Genomic DNA, 22138 nt, shown 5'->3' on the forward strand with positions numbered 1-22138 from the left:
ATGGATCGCCGGAAACAGCGAGCAGCAGGTTTGGCGGCGGGCGGCATCGTTCTGGCCGCCTTCGGATTGTCTCTCGGCAGCGGAACGGCCGCTGCTGCGACGTTGGATTGTTCGGCGCGCGGCCAAGATCAGACGATCGTCGACGGGTCATCCGCATGCCGAGCGGTGGCCGATCCCTCCAGTTATGCGATTTCGCACGTGGAGGGTGACGGCGTCGGCGTCGCAGATTCACGCGACGGCGGCAGGTCTGCAGGCGTGGGGCTCTTCGGCGGCGTCGCTGCCGCCGAGTCGCGCGGTGGAGTGCTTGCTGCCATTGCGTACGGCCCCGGTTCGCTCGCACTCGGCCGCACCGATTCCTCACCCTTTGCCGTGGTGCTCAGCGGACCAGGAGGCAGAGCGGCGGTGGGTGACGAGGACGTCGGAGCCATCTGCTCAGGCGGACCCACCCTTGTTTTCAACATTGCCACAGGTCAGGGATGTTTCAGTGACGGCACTTCGACGTGGGTCACCCCGTGAGTGCACCCCGGTCCTGAACCCCTTGCGTGACAGTGGTCACAATGGTGTCAAGCTCCCGCCACCGATCCGGTGACCGGACAACTTGAATCAGTGGGGATCGGAGGACGCGATGACTCCCAATGCACGACGGGGTTCGCTCGCCCGGGTGGAGGTGCCTTCGCGCACCGAGCTGTACGTGGACCGGCGATTCCTTCCCCTGGCCGACCGCTTCTTCGCGATGTATCGCCAACCGCAACAAGGCGGCGGCGCGCTGGTCGTGTACCTGGGCGGCGAGAAAGTGCTCGACATCTGGGCCGGCAATGCCGACCGTGATAGGCGCTGGGACCACGACACGGTGTCGCTGTCCTTCTCGACGGGCAAAGGCGTAGCCAGCACAGTCGTTCATCGACTCGCCGAACGCGGGCTCATCGACTACGACGCTCCGGTCGCCCAGTACTGGCCCGAATTCGCAGCGGCAGGCAAGGACAAGATCACCGTCCGCGAACTGATGTCACATCGAGCGGGTCTTCACCGAGTGCGTGGACTGATGCCGCATCCTCTCGACCTGATGGACTACGACGCCGTCGTTGCCGCCTTGGCTGCCGAGAAGCCGGATCCGCGTCGGCTCCGAGGCCCCGGCTATCACGCTGTGACTTACGGGTGGTTGGTAGCCGAACTTGTAGCCAGGGTGTCCGGCCAGCCGTTCATCGACGTCGTGCAAGCGGAAATAGCGAAGCCTCTCGGAGTCGACGAATTCTGGTATCGCGTACCCGAAACCGAGCGTCCACGAATTGCGAAGCTGTTCCCGCACATCAACCCTGCGGGGCTGAACTGGGCCTTCGCCTCGACCGTGCTCTCACACGTCGGTCCGACTCGCGGACTTGCGGAGGCCGCGATGCCCGACGGTTTCGACGTCATGGTGCGCAACCCGGCTGTCAACGACGCAGTGATGCCGGGGTGGAACGGCGTGTTCAGCGCCCGTGCGCTCGCGAAGATGTACGGCGCCATCGCGAACGGCGGCGTGATCGACGGGAAGCGGTTCCTGAAGGAGTCGACCATCGACCAGATGTCGACCATCCAGACTCGCGATCGGGACTACGTGCTCGCGGTGCGGCCCAACTGGACTCTCGGTTACCACCCGCCGATCATTGCCGCGCGGCGGCAGCCGCGGAATGCGATAGGCCACTACGGAGTCGGCGGTTCAGGAGCGTATGCGGACCTGTCCAGCGGACTCTCGCTCGGTTTCACCACCAACAGGTTGGGTAGTGCTGTGACAGCTCTCGGTGATCTTCGCCTTGCGAGGCTCGGCGCCGAGGCGCAGGAGTTGGTTCGTCGAATCTGACACGAAGGGAATGCCATGAGCAGCAACGTGTACCGGGTGACCGAGATCGTCGGCTCGTCCACCGAGAGCAGTGACGCGGCAATTCGCACCGCCATCGCTCGGGCGAACGAGACGGTGCGCAACCTCGAATGGTTCGAGGTGGTGGAAACTCGCGGCCACATCGAGAACGGCGCCGTGGCGCACTTCCAGGTCACATTGAAGGTCGGCTTCCGGCTCGACGGCGACGAATCCTGAACCGTCCTTCATGAGTGTTGATCTCACGGCGGCCGTCGGGTTCATGGCGGGACATGCCCGGACTCTCGATCGGCATCGACTGAATCTGATTCTCGGACAGGGTGACCCGGCCGCGGCTTTTTCGGCCGTGGACGGTTATCGCAACCCTGACGGCGGGTACGGCTGGGGACTCGAACCGGATCTCCGCTCGGCAACCAGCCAACCGGGCGGAGCGCTGCATGCCTTCGAAGCCTTTGCCGACATCGGAACGCCGACGCCCAGAGCGGTCGAGCTGTGCGATTGGTTGCAGACCAATTCGCCGGCAGGCGGCGGTTTACCGTTCGCCTTCCCGATCTCCGACCCGGCTGGTTGTGCACCCTTCTGGGTGGACGCCGATTCGACGGCGCCGTCGTTGCAGATCACCAGCATCGTGTGTGCTGCAGCGGCTCGCGTCGCCGAATTCGACGAGGCCGTCGCCGAACATCCGTGGTTCGCCTCTGCCGTTCGATATTGCCTCGACGCGATCGCCGGGGCGGATTCTCTGCATGCCCTCGAGTTGGCCTTTGCCTTGCAGTTTCTCGACGCGGTACACAGTTCGAACCCCGAGGTGTCGTCGTTGGTGAATGCTCTGGGTAAACGAATCCCGGCCGACGGCTTGGTGCACGTGGACGGGGGAGCTGAGGGCGAATTCATGCGGCCCCTCGATTTCTCACCGCTTCCCGGCGGGCCGACCCGCGCGTTGTTCGATGCGGCGGTGATCGACTCCGAACTGTCGGCACTCGCTGCGAGGCAACACGACGACGGCGGCTGGGCGGTGGATTTCGACAGCTATTCGCCCGCCGCGGCGTTGGAATGGCGAGGTCACGCCACCGTGCAGGCGGTATGGCTGCTGAAGCGCAATGGGGTGATCTGAAAACGATTCTCGCGCCAAATTGGAACACGTTATAGTCTGGGAATCAGTTCGTGCTTCGTGTTTCAGGGATAGGGGAATGTCATGGCGTATGTGATCACGCAGCCGTGCTGCAACGACGCCTCGTGTGTTGACGTGTGTCCGGTCAATTGCATTCACCCGACACCGGACGAAGCTCCGTTCGCGACCACCGAAATGCTCTACATCGATCCCGACACCTGCATCGATTGTGGTGCGTGTGTGGACGAATGCCCGGTCGAGGCGATCTTCCCGGACAACGAACTCGACGAGGACGACGCGCCGTATCTGCAGATGAACGCGTCGTACTTCGAGAAGCATCCGATGGGCCCGGACTGGCCCGAGCCGATCACGATGGCCAAGATCGATCCCGAGCTCGGAACGCTGAAAGTGGCGATCGTCGGATCCGGCCCGGCCGCCTGTTACGCGGCGATGGAACTGACCGGCAAGCCGCGCGTCGAGGTCGACATGTTCGATCGACTTCCCACTCCCTACGGATTGGTGCGCGCCGGCGTGGCGCCGGACCATCCCGGAACCAAAGGCGTCACCGACCAGTTCCGCGCCGTCGTCGCGAAGAAGACTGTGCGCTGCCACTTCAACGTCGAGGTGGGCACCCACATCTCGCATTCGGAACTCTTGGACCATCACCACGCAGTGATCTACGCGGTGGGCGCTGCCGGGGATCGCAAGCTCGAGATCCCAGGCGAGGATCTGCCGGGAAGTCACGCTGCCACCGAGTTCGTCGCCTGGTACAACGGCCACCCGGGATATGCCGATCGGATTTTCGATCTGTCCGGCGAGCGAGCGGTGATCGTCGGAAACGGCAACGTCGCACTCGACGTCGCACGCATCCTGGTGACCGACCCTGACCAGCTTGCGAAGACGGACCTCGCCGAGCATGCATTGGAAGCTCTGCGTGACAGCAAGATTCGTGAGGTCGTCATTCTCGGGCGTCGCGGGCCGGCGCAGGCCGCGTACACCAATCCCGAACTGTTGGCGCTAGGACAGATGGCGAACGTGGACGTAGTCGTCGACCCGATCGAAGCCGAACTCGACGAGGCCAGTCAGGCGTTCGTGGACAGCGATGCCGCCGAGCCGTCCGTCCTGCTCAAGGTCAAGCAGGCGCAGGAATTTGCTTCACGTACCGCGGATCCTTCTCGCAAGCGGATCGTTCTCCGGTTCCTCACCTCTCCCGTCGAGATCCTCGGCGACGGTGCAGTCTCACAGGTGCGGATCGTGAAAAACGAATTGGTGGCAACGCCGACCGGTCAGCTCTCCGCCCGGCCTACCGAAACCGAGGAGACGATCGACACCTCCCTGGTGCTTCGGTCGGTCGGATACCGCGGCACACCGATGGCCGACTTGCCCTTCGACGACGCTCGCGGCGTGATCCCTAACGAGAACGGCAGAGTGATCGACACCGAGACCGGCACGCCGATCCCGGGTGTCTACGTCGCGGGTTGGATCAAGCGCGGACCGACTGGCGTGATCGGCACCAACAAGTACTGCTCCGCCGAGACCGTGTCGATGATCTTCGACGACTTCGCTGGTGGACGCCTCGCAACCCCCGCCGAGGATGCCGACAAGTTGCAGGTTCTGCTGGCAGACCGGTCGCCGGATCAGGTGGACTATCAAGGGTGGCAGCGTATCGACAAGGCAGAACGCGCATCCGGTGCCGCCGCCGGGCGACCGCGAACCAAACTCATCTCCATCGAATCCATGTTGGCGGCTGCCCGCAGCGAGGGATAGCAACGTTTGGGCGAACATCCGAATTGCTCGATTGCCGCTTTTGTGTGTTAATGACTATGGAAATGTGCGGTTTGCTCTCTTTGGCGTGCTCGGGTGTGTAGGTGTGCTCCCAGCGGGTGCGTCCGAATGTGCATCGGCATCGGTACCAGGCGGGTATCGATGCCGGCCGCGCAAAATCCACGTGAGTACGTGGTCAGTCGAGCGAAGGTAGTGACATGGGCAGCAAACAGGGTCGTCGGACGTCACGGGTTGCCGTGGCAATCGTCGGAGCGGTGGCTGCCGGCCTTGCTCTCGCCGGACCTTCCGCGGCCGTTCCTCTCTTCCCCGGTGGACCGGACATTCCTTTGCCCGTCATTCCAGGGGTGCCGTACCTCGATCCGGCGATTCCGGTTCCGGGCATCCCGGGTACACCGATTCAGGCGCCCATCGGCGCTCCCAACTTCTCCGCGCCTTCGCTCAACCCGTCTGCCGGTGAGACAGTCGGTATCGCACAGCCGATCATCATTCGTTTCAACGAGGCGGTCGGCGACCGTGCCACGGCTGAACGCGCTATTCGCGTAACCACCGATCCTCCGGTCGAGGGCAGCTTCTACTGGATCAACGACAGCCAGGTCCGTTGGAAGCCGGCACAGTTCTGGCCGGCGAACATCTCCGTGACCGTCGACGCCGGTGATTCGCACTCCACGTTCAACATCGGTGACGCACTCGTCACCGTCGCGGACGACAACACCAAGCAGGTCACCGTCACCCGCAACGGCGAGGTCGTGCGCACCATGCCGACGTCGTTCGGCAAGCCGGGCCACGAAACACCGAACGGCACGTACATCGTCGGCGAGCAGCTGCGCGACATGTACATGGATTCGTCCACGTACGGAGTTCCGATCGATTCTCCCGAGGGATACCGGACCTACGTCGAGTACGCGACGCGAATTTCCTACAGTGGCATCTTCGTTCATGCAGCTCCGTGGTCGGTTGCGCAACAGGGATTCACCAACGTCAGCCACGGCTGCCTCAACGTCAGCACCGAGGACGCCAAGTGGTTCTTCGAGAACGCAGGCAAGGGCGACCCGGTGATCGTGCAGAACACCGCAGGTGGAGTCCTCAGCGGCGCCGACGGATTGGGTGACTGGAACCGCTAGACACAGTCGACGAAGGCCCTGCGCGAGAAGTATTCGCGCAGGGCCTTTTTCGTGTCGCGTTCAACTCGAGTGTCTTGTACGTTCACCATTCATTCGTTGCGGGCGGTCAGACTGCCTCAGTGAGATCGAGTCCGGAAAGAACGCTGCCCACTTCAGGCAAGCCAGGTCTGTGGGGCAGACCATGGCGTGACTACGCGCTCTTTGCGCTCTTGGTAGGTCCCAATCTCGCGTTGTTGATCTTGTTCACTTATCGCCCGCTGGTGGACAACATCCGACTTTCTTTCTTCGACTGGAACATTGCGGACCCGAAGGCGACGTTCATCGGGCTGAGCAATTACCGCGAGTGGTTCGGACGAAGCGACACCTGGCAGATCGTCACCAACACAGTGGTATTCACGTTGGTCACCGTTGTGGGTTCGATGGTCATCGGTTTGGCGTTGGCCATGCTGCTCGATCGCAAGCTCGTCGGGCGAAACCTGGTCCGGTCGGCCATCTTCGCGCCGTTCGTGATCTCCGGTGCAGCGATCGGTGTCGCGTTTCAGTTCGTCTTCGACCCCAACTTCGGTCTGATCCAGGATCTCCTGCACCGTGTCGGACTCCAATCGCCCGACTTCTATCAGGATCCCCACTGGGCGCTGTTCATGGTGACCGTGACGTACATGTGGAAGAACCTCGGCTACACGTTTGTCATCTACCTTGCTGCGCTGCAAGGAGTTCGGCAGGAGTTGAACGAAGCTGCCGAAATCGACGGCGCCAAGCCGTGGACCAAGTTCCGCCGGGTTCTCCTGCCTCAGTTGCGCCCGACGACGTTCTTCCTCTCCATCACCGTCATGCTCAACTCGCTCCAGGTCTTCGACATCATCAACGTCATGACCCGAGGTGGCCCGCTGGGGACAGGGACGACGACCATGGTCTACCAGGTGTACAACGAGACGTTCCGAAACTTCCGGGCGGGCTACGGCGCGACGGTTGCGACCATCATGTTCCTGATCCTGCTGATCATCACCGTCTACCAGGTTCGTGCCATGGATCGGGGAGAAGAGAAATGACAGCGGTAGAGGAAAAGAAAAGCGCTGCTCCGACTTCCGTCGTCCGGCCCGGCCCGGACCGCAGGAACGTGGACCGGCGTGAGGTCGGCGTGAAGGTCCTCGGGTACGCGGCAATGGTGATCGCCCTGATCATCATCGTCCTGCCGCTCTACTGGATCGTGATGACCTCGTTCAAGGAGCGGCCGGAGATCTACACTCAGCCGGCAACGTGGTGGCCGTCGTCGCTGCATCCCGAGAACTACTCCGAAGCAACAACATCGGTCCCGTTCTGGATGTTTCTGCGGAACTCGATAGTCATCACGACGATTCTGTCCGCGGCGAAGTTCGTTCTGGGCACTCTCAGTGCGTACGGGTTGGTGTTCCTGCGTTTCCCGGGGAAGAACTTCGTCTTTCTCGGCATCATCGCCGCCTTGATGGTGCCGAATCAGATCACCGTGATCTCGAACTACGCACTCGTGGCAGAGTGGGGCTGGCGTAACACGTTCCAGGGCATCATAGTTCCGCTCGCGGGTGTAGCCTTCGGTACGTTCCTCATGCGCAACCACTTCCTCTCGATTCCTTCGGAGATCATCGAGGCGGCGCGGATGGACGGCGCCGGTCACTGGCGGCTTCTCCGGCGCGTGGTGCTCCCCGTTTCCGGACCCACGATGGTGGCGTTCGGCATCATCACGGTGGTCAACGAGTGGAACGAGTACCTGTGGCCGTTCCTTATGTCCGACGATTCCTCGGTAGCGCCGCTGCCGATCGGATTGACCCAGCTGCAGAACAACGACGGACTCACCAACTGGGGTCCGGTCATGGCAGGAACGGTGCTGACGATGCTGCCGATTCTGGTGATTTTCCTTGTGCTGCAACGACACATGATCAAGGGCCTCACCTCCGGTGCGGTCAAGGGCTGACAGCTTTTCCCGTCACATTTCTTTTTCGAGGAGCAGTAATGGCAAACATGAACAGGCGCGGATTCTTGAGCCTCGGCGGTGCAATCGCCGCCGGCGCCGCACTCACCGCGTGCGCGGGTTCCGGCGGGTCGAGCGCTGATGCTGCGGGAACATCCGGTGCGTCGGGTGATTCCAACACCATCACCTTCTGGTCGAACCACCCGGGTAAGTCCACCGACGTGGAGAAGGAACTGATCAACCGCTTCCAGACCAAGTACCCGGACCTGAAGGTCAACTTGGTGGACGGCGGCAAGAACTACGAAGAGGTGGCACAAAAGTTCAACGCTGCCCTCTCCGGCGGAGATGTGCCCGATGTGGTTGTGCTCTCGGATGTCTGGTGGTTCAACTACGCACTTGCCGGAGCGATCGAGCCGCTCGACGGACTCTTCTCCGAGGTGGGCGTCGACTCGGCCGACTACGTCGATTCACTGCTCGCCGACTACCTGTTCCAGGGCAAGCACTACGCGCTTCCCTACGCGCGGTCGACGCCGTTGTTCTACTACAACAAGGCGGTCTGGTCGCAGGCCGGTCTTCCCGACCGTGGGCCGGCGACGTGGCAGGAGTTCGACGAGTGGGGACCAGAGCTGCAGAAGGTCGTGGGCAACGGCAAATTGGCACACGGGTGGGGCAACGCGAAGGATTACCTGGGCTGGACCTACGAAGGCCCCATCTGGACCTTCGGCGGATCGTACTCCGACCAGTGGAATCTGCAGCTCGACAACGAGAAGACCATTGCTGCAGGTCAATTCCTCTCCAGCATGATTCACGACAAGAAGTACGCCGCGGTCTCCACCGACATCGCCAACGAATTCGGTACGGGCATCCTGGCGTCGACCATCGCGTCCACGGGTGACCTCTCCGGCATCAAGAAGACTGCGAACTTCGACTTCGGTACCGCTTTCCTCCCGGCAGTGGACGGAACTCCCGGTTGCCCCACCGGCGGCGCCGGACTTGCCATCCCGTCCAAGATCTCCGATCAGCGTAAGAAGAACGCGCTCAAGTTCATCGACTTCATCACCAACGGTGAGAACACGGCGTACTTCTCGCAGAACGTCGGCTACATGCCGGTCCGCAAGTCGGCAACCTCGGAGCCGAGCATGAAGGCGTTCCTCGACGCGAACCCCAACTCCCGTACCGCCGTGGATCAGCTTTCGCGTACGCGCTCGCAGGACTACGCACGCGTGTTCGTCCCGGGTGGGGATCAGATCATCGGCACGGGACTCGAGCAGATCGCTCTCCAGAAGGCCGACGTCGCATCGACATTCGCCGGCGTTGCCACCCAGTTGCAGCAGATCATCGACCGGCAGATCACCCCCAAGCTGCCGAAGTAGTAGGAGAGAGCACTCATGGCCAACGTGCAATTCGCGGGAGTCACGCACCGCTACGAAGGAACCGATCGACCGGCGGTCGACCGTCTCGACCTCGACATCACCGACGGTGAGTTCCTGGTACTCGTAGGACCTTCCGGTTGCGGTAAGTCCACCAGCCTGCGAATGCTCGCCGGTCTCGAATCCGCGTCGGACGGCCGGATCGAGATCGGCGGCACGGACGTCACGCATCTCGCGCCGCGAGCACGTGACGTCGCCATGGTGTTTCAGAGTTACGCGCTGTACCCGAACATGACCGTCGAGCAGAACATGGGTTTTGCGCTCCAGAACGCGGGAGTGGGAAAGTCCGAACGGCGCGAGCGGGTACTCGAGGCAGCACGGATGCTTGAACTCGAACCGCTGCTCGGACGTAAACCGGCAAAGTTGTCCGGTGGGCAACGTCAGCGAGTTGCCATGGGTAGGGCCATCGTTCGCCATCCCAAGGTGTTCTGCATGGATGAGCCGCTCAGCAATCTGGACGCCAAACTACGCGTGAGCACGCGGTCGCAGATCGCTGCCTTACAGCGTCGACTCGGCACCACGACGGTCTACGTCACCCACGATCAGGTCGAGGCGATGACGATGGGGGACCGGGTGGCGGTGATGCTGGACGGTCGTTTGCAGCAGGTGGCGAAGCCGCGGGAACTTTACGACAACCCCGTCAACACCTTTGTGGCCGCCTTCATCGGATCGCCCGGCATGAACCTGATCGAAGCGCCGGTCGAGGGTACCGTCGCAGTGCTCGGTGACCTGCGGATTCCGCTGCCCACCGGGGCGTCCGAGCGGGAGCGGGTCGTCGTGGGAGTGCGTCCCGAGTCGTGGGATCTGGTGGGAGCGTGGCGAAAGGGCTCGCTGGCCGTGGATGCCGACCTGCTTGAAGAGCTGGGCGCCGAATCGTTCGTCTATGCAAAGGGTGCCCCGGATTCGCAGTGGCAGAGCCGATCCGGCCGAATTGTCATTCGCGTCGATCGGAAGATGTCGGTGGCACCGGGGGAGTCGCTTCATCTGCTGCCCAAGGCCGGCGAGGTGTACTTCTTTTCCGCGGAGACCGGGGTACGTCTGTAGCGATACTGTGTGCGGCATGACCGTCGCACGTTCGCTATTGCTGTTCGTACTCGCCGCGCTGCTCGAGATCGGGGGCGCGTGGTTGGTGTGGCAGGGAATTCGCGAGCACAAGGGCTGGATCTGGGTAGGGCTCGGCGTCATCTCGCTCGGTCTCTACGGTCTGGTCGCGACCATGCAACCCGATGCGAACTTCGGGCGCATCCTCGCCGCGTACGGCGGGATCTTCGTAGCGGGTTCACTGCTGTGGGCGGTGGTGATGGACGGATTCCGCCCGGATCGTTTCGACATCGCCGGTGCGCTGATCTGTCTGGTCGGCGTCGGGGTGATCATGTACGCCCGGTAGGGCCTTCGGCCCCGTGCGCGCTCAGGGAGTCCAGGGGGTCCTTAAGCGCGCACAGGGGCTTGCCCTTGCTACCAGATCTTCACACGCTTCTCCGGCTCCAAATACAGTGCGTCACCGGGCTTGACGTCGAACTCCTCGTGGAACGTGTCGAGGTTGCGGACGACGCCGTTGCACCGGAACTCCGGCGGCGAGTGGGGGTCGACGGCCAGACGGCGAAGCGCTTCGGCCTCACGGGCCTTCGTGCGCCATACCTGCGCCCACCCGAAGAACACGCGCTGCAGACCGGTGAGTCCGTCGATGACCGGAGGTTCGGTACCTTCGGTCGCGATCTTGTACGCCGCGATCGCGATCGACAGCCCGCCGAGATCGCCGATGTTCTCGCCGATCGTGAATTCACCGTTGACGTGGTGGCCCGGCAGTTCCTTGGGCTCGAACTCGTTGTACTGCTCGATGAGAGCCTTTGTGCGCTTGCCGAATTCGCTACGATCCTCGTCGGTCCACCAGTCGACCATGTTGCCGTCGCCGTCGTACTTGGCGCCCTGATCGTCGAAGCCGTGCCCGATCTCGTGGCCGATGACGGCGCCGATACCCCCGTAGTTGGCGGCATCGTCGGCTGCGGCGTCGAAGAACGGCGTCTGGAGAATGGCTGCGGGGAACACGATTTCGTTCATGCCCGGGTTGTAGTAGGCGTTGACGGTCTGCGGCGTCATGAACCACTCGTCACGGTCCACGGGGCCACCCAGCTTGGCCAGGTCACGGTCGTACTCGGCGGCGTATCCACGACGGTAGTTGCCCACCAGGTCGGTAGCCGAGATATCGAGACCGGCGTAGTCGCGCCACTTGTCGGGGTAACCGATCTTCGGGGTGAACTTCTCGAGCTTGGCCAATGCGGCCTCACGAGTCTGCGGGCTCATCCACTCGAGGTCGGAGATGTTGCGGCGGTACGCCTCCTGTAGGTTGGCGACCAGTTCCAGCATGCGGGTCTTCGCCTCAGCGGGGAAGTGACGGTCGACGTAGAGCTTGCCGACGGCCTCGCCGAGCAGATCCTGAACCAGGCTGACCCCGCGCTTCCAGCGCTCACGGTTCTCTTCGGTACCCGAGAGCGTGGTGCCGTAGAAAGCGAAGGTCTCGTCGACCAGCGCGGAATGCAGGTAGGGGGAGCGAGCGTGCAGCACCTTCCACGCCGCCCATGCCTTCCAGTCGTCGAGTGACTCCGACGCCCAGAGTGCGGTGAAGGTGTGCAGGAAATCGGGCTGACGGACCACGATCTCGGCGAACTTCTCCGAATCGGCGCCGAGACCGGACAGCCATGCCGCCCAGTCCAAACCGGGGTTCTGCTCGGTCAGTTCCTCGAAGCCCACGAGGTTGTAACTCAGATCTGCGTCACGACGCTTGACGACGTCCCAATGCCCGGCCGCGATCTTCTTCTCGAGTTCGAACACACGCTGTGCATCGTAGCCGACGCCGGCGAGGGTGAACATCTTGTCGATGTGCGCGACGTACTTCTCGCGGATCTCCGCGTAGTTGTCCTCGCGGTAGTACGACTCGTCGGGCAGGCTGATTCCCGACTGGCTGAAGTGGATCAGGTACCGCTCGGAATTCTTGGCATCGGTGTCGACGTAATGCGAGATGGCACCGCCGACGCCGACGCGCTGGTGGCGTCCGATCACGGTGGCCAACGACGACCGGTCCGGCGCATCGGCGACGGCGTCCAGCTCGTCGTCGATGGGGCTGAGGCCCGCGGCCTCCACGGCGTCGGCGTCCATGAAGCTCGAGTACAGGTCGCCGATGCGCTGTGCATCGGTACCGGCGGCAGAGTTGGACTCCGCGGCTTCGGTGATGATGGTCTGTACGTCTTCTTCGGCCTTGTCGTAGAGCGTCCGGAAGGCCCCGTCGACTGCGCGGTCTGCCGGAATCTCGTATTCGGCGAGCCATTTTCCGTTGACGTGGACGAACAGATCGTCCTGCGCCCGTGTGTCGCCGTCGAGGTGGGTGAGGTCGATGCCTGAGCGATGAGCCGTGGTCATTTCTCCATCCTTACACGATCATGACGAACTGCTCGGTGTGTGCGTGATCGCTCCACACCCCAGTTCATCTCTTGTGCTGGGCAACGTCGGTACCGCATGGCACGATCGAATACGTGACCAGCAGACCTGCCGCAGATCCGCACCTGCAGGACCTCGCGCGACTACGACGCGTGCGTGACCGTATCGACCGGGAGTACGCGCGGCCTCTGGACGTGGAGGCGCTCGCGCGGGGAGTGAACATGTCTGCGGGGCATCTCAGTCGCCAATTCCGTCAGGCGTACGGCGAACCGCCGTACGCATACCTGATGACCAGGCGAATCGAGCGCGCAATGGCGTTACTGCGCCGCGGGGACCTCAGTGTCACGGACGTCTGCTTCGAAGTCGGCTGCAGCTCTCTCGGCACTTTCAGCAGTAAGTTCACCGAATTGGTAGGGGTCCCGCCCAGCGTCTATCGGCGCGAGGCCGAGCAGTCGACGGCTGGAATGCCGTCCTGCGTGTCCAAACAAGTCACCAGACCGATCAGGAATCGAGAAGCGCAGAACCCACAACCGCAATTAACGTGATCGCCATGGACATCACCATTCACTCGAGTTTCCTTCCGCAGGACGACCCTGACGCCGCCCTGAACTTCTACCGCGACACCCTCGGCTTCGAGGTGCGCAACGACGTCGGCTACGACGGGATGCGTTGGATCACGGTGGGGCCGCCCGGCCAGCCCGGCACCTCCATCGTGTTGCATCCGCCGGCCGTCGATCCCGGAATCACCGACGACGAGCGCCGCACCATCATCGAGATGATGGCCAAGGGCACGTACGGCGGACTTCTTCTGGCCACCAAAGATCTGGACGATACGTTCGAGCGGCTTCAGGCCGGCGACATCGACGTCGTCCAGGAACCGACCGAGCAGCCGTACGGCGTTCGCGATTGCGCCGTCCGCGACCCAGCGGGAAACCTGATCCGTATTCAAGAACTGCGCTGAGCCCGTCAACTGCGCTGAGACCGTCAACTGCGCTGAGACCGTCGGCGATCGACTGACAGATGGAGACACGATGACTGCCCTGCACACTGCAGACAGCCACGATTTGATCCGCGTGCAAGGCGCGCGGGTGAACAATCTCGAAGACATCAGCGTGGAGATCCCGAAGCGGAGGCTGACGGTATTCACCGGCGTCTCCGGTTCGGGAAAGAGCTCGCTGGTGTTCAGTACGATCGCCGCGGAATCGCAGCGGATGATCAACGAGACCTACAGCGCTTTCGTTCAAGGATTCATGCCGACGCTCGCGCGGCCGGACGTCGATGTTCTCGACGGCCTGACCACCGCGATCATCGTCGATCAACAGCGGATGGGCGTCGACCCGCGCTCGACAGTCGGAACCGCCACCGACGCCAACGCGATGCTCCGCATCTTGTTCAGCCGTCTCGGAAAGCCTCACATCGGTTCGCCTCAGGCGTTTTCGTTCAACGTGGCCTCGATCTCCGGAGCAGGCGCGGTCACGATGGAACGCGGCGGACGTCAGACGAAAGAGCGTCGTAGCTTCAAGATCACCGGCGGCATGTGTCCGCGATGTGAGGGACGAGGGGCGGTCAACGATTTCGATCTGACCGCGTTGTACGACGACACCAAGTCGCTCAACGAGAGTGCGATCACGGTCCCCGGCTACAGCATGGAGGGTTGGTACGGCCGGATCTACCGCGGCTGCGGTTTCTTCGATCCCGACAAGCCGATCAAGAAGTACACCAAGAAGGAACTGAACGATCTGCTCTACAAAGAGCCGACCAAGATCAAGGTCGAAGGCATCAACCTGACGTACACGGGTCTGATTCCGCAGATTCAGAAGTCGTTCCTCGCCAAGGACGTCGACGCGATGCAGCCCCACATCCGGGCATTCGTCGAGCGGGCGATCACGTTCACCACCTGCCCCGAATGTGACGGGACGCGGCTGAGCGAGGGCGCGCGGTCGTCGAAGATCAAGGACGTCAACATCGCCGACGCCTGCTCGATGCAGATCAGCGATCTCGCGGAATGGGTCAGCGGTCTGAAGGAACCATCGGTCGCGCCTTTGCTCACGACGCTCGGCGAAACGCTCGACTCCTTCGTGGAGATCGGACTCGGCTACCTCAGCCTCGACCGTCCGTCGGGAACGCTGTCCGGTGGTGAAGCTCAGCGCACCAAGATGATTCGGCACCTGGGTTCCTCGCTCACCGACATCACGTATGTATTCGACGAGCCCACTACCGGCCTGCATCCGCACGACATCGCGAGGATGAACGATCTTCTGCTGCGCCTGCGGGACAAGGGCAACACCGTGCTCGTTGTCGAGCACAAGCCGGAGACGATCGTGATCGCCGATCACATCGTCGACCTCGGGCCAGGCGCGGGTAGCGCCGGTGGAAACGTCTGCTTCGAGGGCACAGTCGATGGCTTGCGAGCCAGCGATACGGTCACCGGGCGTCACTTCGACGACCGGGCCGCCCTCAAGGAGACCGTGCGGGAGTCCACCGGAGCAATCGAGATTCGTGGAGCGAACTCACACAACCTCCAAGATGTAGATGTCGACGTACCGCTCGGTGTACTGGTCGTGGTGACTGGTGTGGCCGGATCGGGTAAGAGTTCGCTGATCCACGGCTCGCTCGCGAAACGCGAGGACGTGGTGTCGGTCGATCAGAGTGCGATCCGCGGCTCGCGTCGGAGCAACCCGGCAACGTATACCGGGCTGCTCGACCCGATCCGCAAGGCATTCGCGAAGGCCAACGGCGTGAAGCCGGCGCTCTTCAGTGCCAACTCCGAAGGCGCCTGCCCGACGTGCAACGGCAACGGCGTCATCTACAGCGACCTGGCGATGATGGCCGGCGTTGCCACTCTCTGCGAGGAGTGCGAAGGCAAGCGCTTCCAGGCGGAAGTTCTCGAATACAAATTCGGTGGCAAGGACATCAACGAGGTTCTCACGATGTCGGTGGCCGAGGCCGAGGAGTTCTTCGGCGACGGTGAGGCGAAGACGCTCGCTGCGCACAAGATCCTCGTCCGACTGGTCGACGTGGGGCTCGGGTACCTCACGATCGGCCAGCCGTTGACGACGCTGTCGGGCGGTGAGCGTCAGCGCATCAAGCTGGCGACGCACCTCGGCGAGAAGGGTGGCGTGTACGTCCTCGACGAGCCGACCACCGGACTGCACCTGGCCGACGTCGAGCAGTTGCTCGGCCTGCTCGATCGACTCGTCGATTCCGGTAAGTCCGTCATCGTCATCGAGCACCACCAGGCCGTGATGGCGCACGCCGACTGGATCATCGACCTCGGCCCTGGAGCTGGTCACGACGGCGGTCGGATCGTCTTCGAAGGCACTCCCGAGGAGCTCGTCGCCGACGGCTCCACCCTCACCGGAAAGCACCTCGCGGCATACGTCGGCGGCTGACCTGGCTCCTACCTCAGGCGTCGATACCCAGGTTGATGACGGCGAGGTAGGAACCGTCCGACTGCTTCTCGACGGTCATGAGGCCGGTGTCGTCGTAGATGCCGTCACTGGCGTTGTTCGTGTTGTTCTCACGACCGGTGTGCTCGCTGTACGGGGACTGCGAGTACACCTCGTCGAGAAGGGTCTCGTCGAAGAAGGTCTGCGACGTGAGGACCGTCTTCTTGTCGATGTGCACCTTGACGTGAATGTGGGTGGTGCGGCCCATGTACCAGCCGGGAAAGATCGTGGTGAACTGCGCGATGCCGTTTGCATCGGTGGTCTGGGCACCGCGCAGGTAGGTGCCGTCGTCGGTGGTGGTGGCTTCGGTGTCGCCGACGCTGTACGAACCGTCGGAGGTCTCTCCGGAACCGCCCATACCGCCGCCCATTCCTCCGGGTGCATCTGACGGAGGTTCACCCATCCCGCCGGCCGGGGGAGTTCCGCCACCGCCGCCGCCGTTGGCGCTCAGCGAACCGGATTCGAAGCCGGAGTACACGCCGCCGGCGTCGCAGTGCCAGATCTCGACGACGGCGTTGGAGACCGCGCCGATGCTGCCGTCGACGTTGCACTGGCTGTTGTCCTGCACGCGCATTGCCACCTGCAGTGTGGTGCCCGGACGGTCTTCGCGGATGTCGCCGCGAATGGAGTCGACGTCGAACCAGTAGGGGCCCTGTGTCTCTTCCTTGCTCATGACGCACTGCGGTGCTTTGGCCAGAAGTGCGGTGACGGCATCGCCGGACGTGGCCGCTGCGGAAGCGCCGGAAGTGGTTGTCGTCGATGCAGCCGCGGCCGAAGTCGTCGTGGCGGTGCCACTGTTACCGGAACAGGCTGCGATGAGCCCGCCGAGACTGATGGTTCCGCCGAGAGCGAGGGCCCGTCGACGGCTCACGCGTAGCCTGCTCGCTTCGATGTCTTTGTTCACGCCGCTGTACCTCCATTGTGTGGGCTGTTGTCTCAATGGTGGACGGGCGACCTGGTGCGGAACTGGTTATCCGCTGTGAACTTGCTGGGAGAGCATCTGGATGCTCGAGGTGGCCCGTACGTAGACCTGCCCGCCGGCGTCGACGATGCGAGTTTCGATCAGCGCGAGCCTGCGCCCGGCGCGAATCACGGAGGCTTCGGCGCGCAAGACCGGCCCACCGATGTCGGGTGATCGCAGGAAGTCGATCTTGTGGTCGAGGACGCGATAGTCCTGATCGGCGCTGGTCAGGGTCTGTGCTGCCAGTCCCGTAACGGCGTCGACTGCCGAGATGAGGACACCACCCTGCACGGCGCCCAGCGGGTTGGCCATCCAGGCCACGGGTGAGAACTCACCGACGACGGAACCTGGCGTCACGTCGACGACAGCAAGATCGAGTAGCCCGGCGAGCGGTCCGCGTTCGAGTTTGCCGCCTCGGATACCTTCGACGACGTCGGACCCCGACAACCCACTCAGGTTGCTCGTTTTCTCCGGCGTCGGGACCGGTAGCGGCGCACCGTCCACGTAGTCGTCGATTCCGACGACGGGTGGACGCGAGACCACCATTGCGCGGCCGGCCATCACGGCCAGGAGGGTGCCGTTCTCGTCGCGAAGTTGACCGGACGCGAGCCCGACGCCGTCGTCGAGATGCACGAGCGTGCCGGTGGCGCCGACGTCTGCGAGAGCGGGAATGTCGGCGCCCGCGCTGACCGTGACCTGCGCGAGCACGGATTGATGGCCCGAGGTCAGCCCCGAGTACACCGCGCCGCCCATGGCACCGTCGATCATGACGCCGATGGAACCGAGCACCGTCTTGCCACGGTGATCGTGGAAGCGCGGGCCGACTGCCTGCGCGAAGGCCAAGTCGCCCGGCACGACCGATACGGCGCGCACACCCATCAAGGTGTTGAGGGGGTCAAGTTGCGTGACGGGTGCGGCGGAGTTGTCGATGCTCATCCGTCGAGTATCTCCAGCGCACCCAGTCCTGCCGAGACCGGGTCTCAACCACCGATACGTGAATGCATCTCCCAGACGAGGACTTCCGCCCCGGCGTCGGAGGTCAGTTGCTGCCCACCCGAATCGCTCAACCGGACGGCATCACCCTCGTACAGTGTGCCGACGCCCTCCATCTCGGCAGTGCCCTGCGCAACGAAGACGTGCAGGAACGGTGCGCTGGGAAGATTCACGGAGGTGCCGGGCAGAATCCGCGCGACGTGCATGGCGGCGTTCTTGTTGTTGATGCGAATCGCCGAATGATCCTTGTAGCGCTCCATTCCGGAGGCCACCGGGATCAGACCGCCGCGCAGCAGTTCGTCGTCGATCTCGAGTTGTTCGTAGCCGGGAGTCAGTCCACCTTCGTCGGGTACCACCCACATCTGGATGAAATGCACGGGGTCGGAATGCTGTTCGCCGCCAATACGCCACGAATCGTTCTTCTCACTGTGCATGATTCCGGTGCCGGCGCTCATGCGCTGGGCGAGGCCTGGATAGATGACGCCGGTGTGGCCGATGGAATCCTGGTGCACGAGCGAACCGCGAAGCACCCAGGTCACGATTTCCATGTCCTTGTGCGGATGGGTATCGAAACCGGTTCCCGCCAGTACGGTGTCGTCGTTGTTGACGAGCAGCAATCCGTGATGAGTGTTGTCCGGATCGTAATGCTGTCCGAACGAGAACGAATGTTTCGAATCCAGCCAGGAGACGCGGGATTTCAAGCGATCACCGGAGCGGTGCACATCGATGTGCGGTGTCGTCCGTGGGGCCTGTGCTCGACCAGATGCCATGGCTCCTCCTTCTGTGCCACCGGGATCCATCACTACCGGATCCACCACTACCGGCATCCACCCTACGACGAACCTGCTGTGTAGTCCGAACATTGGGCGTACTCGGTGGTGTCGTCAGTTCGTCGACGCGTGCATCTCCCACACGAGTATCTCCGCATCGTCGATTCCCTCGACTCGTTGACCGCCAGTGTCCTTGAGTCGCAACGAATCTCCTGGTCCCAGCAATCCGACTCCCTCGACGTCGACAGTGCCGCTGGCGATGAACCCGTGCACGTACGGCGCATCCGGAAGAGATACCGACCCGCCGGTCTCGAGGCGAGCAACATGTAGTGCCGCATGTTTGTTGTGCAGGCCGATGGCGCTGTGACCGCGATGCGCAGGCATCCCCGATGCCAGGGTGATCAGGCCACCGCCGTCGAGTTCGGAGTTGATGTCGAGTTCCTGATAGCTCGGGGTCACTCCGGATTCGTCCGGCGGTATCCACATCTGAACGACGTGAACGGGTTCGGTGACGCGTGAGCCGTCGGCCCGGAAGCGATCGTTGCGCTCGGAGTGCAGGATTCCGGTACCGGCGCTCATTCTCTGCGCGAGTCCGCGATGGATGACGCCGGAGTGCCCAGCGGAATCCTGGTGAACCAGAGATCCGCTGAGCACCCACGTCACGATCTCGGTATCGCGGTGCTGATGAGTGTCGAAACCGGAGCCGGCTTCGATGATGTCGTCGTTGTTCACCAACAGAAGTCCGTGCGCGTACGCGGCGTGATCGAAGTTTCCGGCGAAGGGGAAACTGTGACGCGCGGTGAGCCAGCCGTAGTTGAGGTGCGCACGTTCGGCTGCTCGTTGGACGACCACCGACGACATGTCAGCTCAGCTTTTCGTGTGCTGCCGGGATGGATCCGAGGCGTCCGGCCTGGAAGTCCTCGAAGGCCTGCATGACCTCGGACTTGGTGTTCATGACGAACGGCCCGGCCATCGCGATGGGCTCACGAATCGGTTTGCCACCGAGGATGAATACCTCGAGGGATTCGGTCCGCGAATCCTGGCGATCGGAAGCGGCGACGGCGATGGAGTCACCGCGTCCGAAGACAGCCGTCTGCCCTACTCGAATGGGTCGACGCTCGGCTCCGACCGTTCCTTCGCCGGCGAGCACGTAGACGATGGCGTTGAACTCGGGGTTCCAGGGCAGAGTCAGGCTCGCACCCGGGGCAATAGTGGTGTGGGAGAGCGCGATGGGTGTGTACGTCGATCCGGGTCCGGCGTGGCCGGCGATGTCTCCGGCGATGACGCGCACCAAGGCTCCGCCGTCCGGCGAGGAAAGCAGGGCCACCTTGTTGCCCGTGATGTCCTGGTACCGCGGAGATGCCATCTTGTTGTCGCGAGGCAGGTTGACCCACAGTTGGACGCCGTGGAACAGGCCGCCGCTGAGGACGAGGTGCTCCGGCGGAGTTTCGATGTGAAGGATGCCGCCACCCGCGGTCATCCACTGGGTGTCGCCGCCGCCGATTACACCGCCGCCACCGTTGGAGTCCTGGTGCTCCATGATGCCGTCGATCATGTAGGTGACGGTTTCGAAGCCGCGGTGCGGGTGCCACGGAGTGCCCTTGGGCTCTCCGGGTGCGTAGTTGACTTCGCCCATCTGGTCCATGTGGATGAACGGGTCGAGGGCGGAGAGGTCGATGCCGGCGAACGCGCGGTGGACGGGAAAGCCTTCACCTTCGTATCCGACCGGTGCGGTGGTGATGCTCTTGACGGGGCGGTCGACTGCTGACTCTGCCGGCTCGTCGAGGCGGGGCAGGGCCAAGATGTTCTCGACTGTCACAGCAGGCATGTCGTACTCCTTGTATCCGTGAAGCTGATGTCAGGTAGTTGATTGTTCAACTATCTCATTCGGAGTCAACAAAGTCGAGCCCCGGGTATTCCCGGGGCTCGACTGGTGTTCGGATCAGCCTGTTGTCTGGATCAGCGCAACATGCTGCCGAGGGTTTTTGCCGCTGCCATGACCTCGGCGCCCAGGGCTGCTTGATCCTCGGAGTCGAACACGGAGATTCCGAGGCTGGAGATGGCGTCGCGGCGTCTGCCGGGGATGACTGCCGAGATTCCCAGGACGGACGGGATGACCTCCCCGACGGTCACTGCGTAACCCCGTGCGCGGGCCGCCGTCACTTCCTCTCGTTCCCCGCTCACCGGTGGGAGTGAGGCAAGAATGGAAAGCCCGGCGGAGCCGCGGTCGATCGGATCAACCTGCCCTGGATGAAACGCGACGTGAACCTTGGCGCTGCGCGGTTCGACCACCATCAGTGCGCGCACTTCGGTGTCGCTCTCGCGGACCACCAGGTGTGCTGTCGCCTCGGTGGCCTCGGCAAGTTCTTGAAGTATCGGGCGGGCCAGGGTTCGTAAATCCTGTTCCACCGGTTCGGCGAGGGTGACCAGTCCGGCGCCGAGAGTGACGCGCTTGAAGGAGTCTTTGCGGCACAGGTGATGAGCCTCGAGCGTGCGGATCAACCGATGTGCGACAGTCCGGTGGACTCCCACTCCGTCGGCAATGTCCGTGACTGACAAACCGTGCGGATAGGACGTCAGGAGTTCCAAGATCTCGAGTCCGTGGTGCAGCGTTTTCGACATGCTCGAGTCCACTTGAACTGCGCTTTTGCGCGGTCGGTGTTCCTCGCTCAGCTCTGACATCAAATCCCTTCCTTGACGTTTGTGAGGTATGCCACCTACGCTTTGAACATATCGCACAGTGTGTGCGATTATCGCACACTTTACGGAGCTGCACAACCTTCGGGTGGATGCAGCGCAGCGTGTTCGGAGAGAACCTTCATGAGCAACTATCGCGTCGTGGCAACGGAGGATGTTGTCGCAATCCAACAGCTGTACGGCCACCAGAGTCATTGCATAGACTCTGGGCGCCAGCAGGATTGGGCGCAGACATTCACGGCCAACGGTGAATTTCATTCACCCAGTTATCCGGAACCCGTGGTCGGTTTCGGCGACCTTGCAGCGTTTGCTGCTCGCTTTTACGCTGCTGCGGAAGCCGTCGACGAGGTGCATCGGCACGTTCTGACCAATCTCGTAGTCGAGGCGGTGGACGAGAGTGCTCTCGCAGTGCGCGGGTACCTGCAGATAGTTGCCACCGCTCGCGGCGGCGAATCGCGACTGGTGCGGATGACGACTGTCGATGACCGCGTGGTTCGGGTCGGTGAGGAATGGAAGATCGCCCGCCGCACCGTCTCCCGAGACGACGCACCTCGAGTGTCCGAACAAGGCTGAAGTACCGAAAAGTTTCTTGCAC

General features: G+C 62.8%; 22 protein-coding genes. 15 read left to right on the plus strand and 7 right to left on the minus strand.

The genetic code is table 11. From position 1 onward, the window contains the following. The 11 genes from AC2ETI_RS07195 to AC2ETI_RS07245 all read left to right on the plus strand — a co-directional run bounded on the left by AC2ETI_RS07195 (position 1) and on the right by AC2ETI_RS07245 (position 10628). Positions 1-516: a DUF6764 family protein gene (locus AC2ETI_RS07195; RefSeq protein ID WP_483633720.1), complete on the plus strand. Its 516-nt coding sequence runs from the start codon at positions 1-3 to the stop codon at positions 514-516. 109 nt (positions 517-625) lie between these two features. Then, positions 626-1837, plus strand: a complete 1212-nt coding sequence (locus tag AC2ETI_RS07200; protein ID WP_095968563.1) for a serine hydrolase domain-containing protein — start codon at positions 626-628, stop codon at positions 1835-1837. A 15-nt stretch (positions 1838-1852) separates the two neighbouring features. After that, the gene (locus tag AC2ETI_RS07205) at positions 1853-2071 is read left to right on the plus strand and encodes a dodecin (protein WP_003939815.1); all 219 of its coding nucleotides are present in this window, start codon (positions 1853-1855) and stop codon (positions 2069-2071) included. 10 nt (positions 2072-2081) lie between these two features. After that, a complete protein-coding gene (locus tag AC2ETI_RS07210; protein WP_095968564.1) occupies positions 2082-2963 on the plus strand; it encodes a hypothetical protein in 882 nt (293 codons plus the stop codon). 81 nt (positions 2964-3044) lie between these two features. Further along, positions 3045-4727, plus strand: coding sequence for an FAD-dependent oxidoreductase (locus AC2ETI_RS07215; protein ID WP_166809169.1), 1683 nt, complete (start codon positions 3045-3047; stop codon positions 4725-4727). A gap of 215 nt (positions 4728-4942) precedes the next feature. Further along, on the plus strand, positions 4943-5866 hold the full coding sequence (locus AC2ETI_RS07220) for a L,D-transpeptidase (RefSeq protein ID WP_124567765.1): 924 nt from the start codon (positions 4943-4945) through the stop codon (positions 5864-5866). 74 nt (positions 5867-5940) lie between these two features. Next, entirely contained in the window at positions 5941-6915 is a 975-nt protein-coding gene (locus AC2ETI_RS07225; protein ID WP_003940557.1) for a carbohydrate ABC transporter permease, read from the plus strand. Beyond that, positions 6912-7814 carry a carbohydrate ABC transporter permease gene (locus tag AC2ETI_RS07230; RefSeq protein ID WP_483633721.1) on the plus strand — a complete coding sequence of 301 codons (903 nt, stop codon included), beginning with the start codon at positions 6912-6914 and terminating at the stop codon, positions 7812-7814. Before AC2ETI_RS07225 ends, AC2ETI_RS07230 begins: the two co-directional genes overlap by 4 nt. A 38-nt stretch (positions 7815-7852) precedes the next feature. After that, positions 7853-9184 (plus strand): ABC transporter substrate-binding protein, encoded by a 1332-nt coding sequence (locus AC2ETI_RS07235; protein ID WP_003940485.1) that lies wholly within the window; start codon positions 7853-7855, stop codon positions 9182-9184. A gap of 15 nt (positions 9185-9199) precedes the next feature. After that, a complete protein-coding gene (locus AC2ETI_RS07240) occupies positions 9200-10285 on the plus strand; it encodes an ABC transporter ATP-binding protein (RefSeq protein WP_483633722.1) in 1086 nt (361 codons plus the stop codon). A gap of 16 nt (positions 10286-10301) precedes the next feature. After that, complete coding sequence (locus tag AC2ETI_RS07245; protein WP_003940244.1) at positions 10302-10628, plus strand: YnfA family protein; 327 nt, start codon at positions 10302-10304, stop codon at positions 10626-10628. 68 nt (positions 10629-10696) lie between these two features. Here the strand turns inward: AC2ETI_RS07245 and AC2ETI_RS07250 are convergent, their stop codons facing one another. Next, the gene (locus AC2ETI_RS07250) at positions 10697-12655 is read right to left on the minus strand and encodes a M13 family metallopeptidase (RefSeq protein WP_483633723.1); all 1959 of its coding nucleotides are present in this window, start codon (positions 12653-12655) and stop codon (positions 10697-10699) included. A gap of 113 nt (positions 12656-12768) precedes the next feature. Between AC2ETI_RS07250 and AC2ETI_RS07255 the strand changes: the two genes are divergently transcribed. The 3 genes from AC2ETI_RS07255 to AC2ETI_RS07265 all read left to right on the plus strand — a co-directional run bounded on the left by AC2ETI_RS07255 (position 12769) and on the right by AC2ETI_RS07265 (position 16065). Continuing rightward, positions 12769-13218, plus strand: coding sequence for a helix-turn-helix transcriptional regulator (locus AC2ETI_RS07255; protein WP_019745214.1), 450 nt, complete (start codon positions 12769-12771; stop codon positions 13216-13218). 5 nt (positions 13219-13223) lie between these two features. Further along, positions 13224-13634, plus strand: a complete 411-nt coding sequence (locus tag AC2ETI_RS07260; protein WP_020909044.1) for a VOC family protein — start codon at positions 13224-13226, stop codon at positions 13632-13634. 70 nt (positions 13635-13704) lie between these two features. After that, positions 13705-16065 carry an ATP-binding cassette domain-containing protein gene (locus AC2ETI_RS07265; protein WP_092764352.1) on the plus strand — a complete coding sequence of 787 codons (2361 nt, stop codon included), beginning with the start codon at positions 13705-13707 and terminating at the stop codon, positions 16063-16065. A gap of 13 nt (positions 16066-16078) precedes the next feature. On the opposite strand, the gene AC2ETI_RS07270 is transcribed toward AC2ETI_RS07265, so the two are convergent. The 6 genes from AC2ETI_RS07270 to AC2ETI_RS07295 all read right to left on the minus strand — a co-directional run bounded on the left by AC2ETI_RS07270 (position 16079) and on the right by AC2ETI_RS07295 (position 21528). Beyond that, the gene (locus AC2ETI_RS07270; protein ID WP_483633724.1) at positions 16079-17026 is read right to left on the minus strand and encodes an intradiol ring-cleavage dioxygenase; all 948 of its coding nucleotides are present in this window, start codon (positions 17024-17026) and stop codon (positions 16079-16081) included. 66 nt (positions 17027-17092) lie between these two features. Next, positions 17093-18019, minus strand: a complete 927-nt coding sequence (locus tag AC2ETI_RS07275) for a PaaI family thioesterase (RefSeq protein ID WP_134999054.1) — start codon at positions 18017-18019, stop codon at positions 17093-17095. A gap of 44 nt (positions 18020-18063) precedes the next feature. Further along, the gene (locus AC2ETI_RS07280; RefSeq protein WP_020970714.1) at positions 18064-18846 is read right to left on the minus strand and encodes a pirin family protein; all 783 of its coding nucleotides are present in this window, start codon (positions 18844-18846) and stop codon (positions 18064-18066) included. 114 nt (positions 18847-18960) lie between these two features. Continuing rightward, positions 18961-19707: a pirin family protein gene (locus tag AC2ETI_RS07285; protein ID WP_020970713.1), complete on the minus strand. Its 747-nt coding sequence runs from the start codon at positions 19705-19707 to the stop codon at positions 18961-18963. Position 19708: 1 nt separating this feature from the next. Then, positions 19709-20674, minus strand: a complete 966-nt coding sequence (locus AC2ETI_RS07290; protein WP_483633725.1) for a pirin family protein — start codon at positions 20672-20674, stop codon at positions 19709-19711. 131 nt (positions 20675-20805) lie between these two features. Beyond that, positions 20806-21528, minus strand: a complete 723-nt coding sequence (locus tag AC2ETI_RS07295) for an IclR family transcriptional regulator (RefSeq protein WP_029256190.1) — start codon at positions 21526-21528, stop codon at positions 20806-20808. A gap of 138 nt (positions 21529-21666) precedes the next feature. Here AC2ETI_RS07295 and AC2ETI_RS07300 point away from each other — a divergent pair, with 138 nt between their 5' ends. After that, complete coding sequence (locus AC2ETI_RS07300; protein WP_021345469.1) at positions 21667-22116, plus strand: nuclear transport factor 2 family protein; 450 nt, start codon at positions 21667-21669, stop codon at positions 22114-22116. The last annotated feature ends 22 nt before the right edge of the window (positions 22117-22138 follow it).

Source organism: Rhodococcus sp. MurmanLake-1 (genome assembly GCF_056945715.1).

Coding starts and splice junctions, on each gene's coding strand:
- AC2ETI_RS07280 (WP_020970714.1), bottom strand. CDS start 18,846: ATGGCATCTGGTCGAGCACAGGCCCCACGGACGACACCGCACATCGAT.
- AC2ETI_RS07290 (WP_483633725.1), bottom strand. CDS start 20,674: ATGCCTGCTGTGACAGTCGAGAACATCTTGGCCCTGCCCCGCCTCGAC.
- AC2ETI_RS07285 (WP_020970713.1), bottom strand. CDS start 19,707: ATGTCGTCGGTGGTCGTCCAACGAGCAGCCGAACGTGCGCACCTCAAC.
- AC2ETI_RS07295 (WP_029256190.1), bottom strand. CDS start 21,528: ATGTCAGAGCTGAGCGAGGAACACCGACCGCGCAAAAGCGCAGTTCAA.
- AC2ETI_RS07205 (WP_003939815.1), top strand. CDS start 1,853: ATGAGCAGCAACGTGTACCGGGTGACCGAGATCGTCGGCTCGTCCACC.
- AC2ETI_RS07275 (WP_134999054.1), bottom strand. CDS start 18,019: ATGAGCATCGACAACTCCGCCGCACCCGTCACGCAACTTGACCCCCTC.
- AC2ETI_RS07195 (WP_483633720.1), top strand. CDS start 1: ATGGATCGCCGGAAACAGCGAGCAGCAGGTTTGGCGGCGGGCGGCATC.
- AC2ETI_RS07265 (WP_092764352.1), top strand. CDS start 13,705: ATGACTGCCCTGCACACTGCAGACAGCCACGATTTGATCCGCGTGCAA.
- AC2ETI_RS07250 (WP_483633723.1), bottom strand. CDS start 12,655: ATGACCACGGCTCATCGCTCAGGCATCGACCTCACCCACCTCGACGGC.
- AC2ETI_RS07240 (WP_483633722.1), top strand. CDS start 9,200: ATGGCCAACGTGCAATTCGCGGGAGTCACGCACCGCTACGAAGGAACC.
- AC2ETI_RS07210 (WP_095968564.1), top strand. CDS start 2,082: ATGAGTGTTGATCTCACGGCGGCCGTCGGGTTCATGGCGGGACATGCC.
- AC2ETI_RS07245 (WP_003940244.1), top strand. CDS start 10,302: ATGACCGTCGCACGTTCGCTATTGCTGTTCGTACTCGCCGCGCTGCTC.
- AC2ETI_RS07220 (WP_124567765.1), top strand. CDS start 4,943: ATGGGCAGCAAACAGGGTCGTCGGACGTCACGGGTTGCCGTGGCAATC.
- AC2ETI_RS07300 (WP_021345469.1), top strand. CDS start 21,667: ATGAGCAACTATCGCGTCGTGGCAACGGAGGATGTTGTCGCAATCCAA.
- AC2ETI_RS07260 (WP_020909044.1), top strand. CDS start 13,224: ATGGACATCACCATTCACTCGAGTTTCCTTCCGCAGGACGACCCTGAC.
- AC2ETI_RS07235 (WP_003940485.1), top strand. CDS start 7,853: ATGGCAAACATGAACAGGCGCGGATTCTTGAGCCTCGGCGGTGCAATC.
- AC2ETI_RS07215 (WP_166809169.1), top strand. CDS start 3,045: ATGGCGTATGTGATCACGCAGCCGTGCTGCAACGACGCCTCGTGTGTT.
- AC2ETI_RS07230 (WP_483633721.1), top strand. CDS start 6,912: ATGACAGCGGTAGAGGAAAAGAAAAGCGCTGCTCCGACTTCCGTCGTC.
- AC2ETI_RS07200 (WP_095968563.1), top strand. CDS start 626: ATGACTCCCAATGCACGACGGGGTTCGCTCGCCCGGGTGGAGGTGCCT.